This window comes from Pseudomonas grimontii (genome assembly GCF_007858185.1).
In the GTDB taxonomy this organism is placed as follows: Bacteria; Pseudomonadota; Gammaproteobacteria; order Pseudomonadales; family Pseudomonadaceae; genus Aquipseudomonas; species Aquipseudomonas grimontii.
Genome location: NZ_VFES01000055.1, coordinates 1 through 880 on the forward strand (window position 1 = coordinate 1; position 880 = coordinate 880).

Below are 880 nucleotides of genomic sequence, written 5' to 3' on the forward strand. Positions count from 1 at the left end.
TGTCGCGGATCAAGATCATGGCCCAGCTCGACATCGCCGAAAAACGCCTGCCCCAGGACGGGCGTATCGCCCTGCGCGTGGCCGGGCGACCCATCGACATTCGTGTCTCGACGGTGCCCACCGGGCACGGCGAGCGCGTGGTGATGCGCCTGCTCGACAAGCAGGCCGGGCGCCTGCAACTGGAGACCCTGGGCATGGAGCCGCAGTTGCTCGCCCGCCTCGACACCCTGATTCGCCAGCCCCACGGCATCGTGCTGGTCACCGGGCCCACGGGCAGCGGCAAGACCACCAGCCTCTATGCGGCGCTGGCACGGCTGGATGCGAGCACCAGCAATATCCTCACCGTGGAAGACCCGGTGGAATACGACCTGCCGGGCATCAGCCAGATCCAGGTCAACGCCAAGATCGACATGACCTTCGGCCTGGCGCTGCGGGCGATCCTGCGCCAGGACCCGGACATCATCATGATCGGTGAAATCCGTGACCTGGAGACCGCACAAATCGCGGTACAGGCCTCGCTCACCGGGCATTTGGTACTCGCTACATTGCACACCAACGATGCGGTGTCAGCGGTCAACCGCCTGATCGATATGGGCGTCGAGCCGTTCCTGCTGGCCTCGTCACTGCTGGGCGTCCTGGCGCAACGCCTGGTCCGCCGCCTGTGCCCGCATTGCAAACAGGAAGACCCCGCCGCGCCTGGCACCTGGCGCCCGGTGGGCTGCGCGCAGTGCAATCAGATTGGCTACAGCGGGCGGACCGGTATCCATGAATTGTTTTGCGTCGACGACGAGGTGCGTAGCTTGATCCACCAGGGCGCCGGCGAGCAGGATCTGCGCGTGGCCGCGCGCCGTGCGGGGATGTTCAGCATGCGTGAGGACGG

At 66.2% G+C, this 880-nt stretch carries 1 protein-coding gene; it reads left to right on the top strand.

Features of this window, described 5'->3' with window-relative positions:
• Positions 1 to 880: GspE/PulE family protein (locus FIV39_RS32920; protein ID WP_186731578.1), on the top strand; the 880-nt coding region annotated here is incomplete at both ends.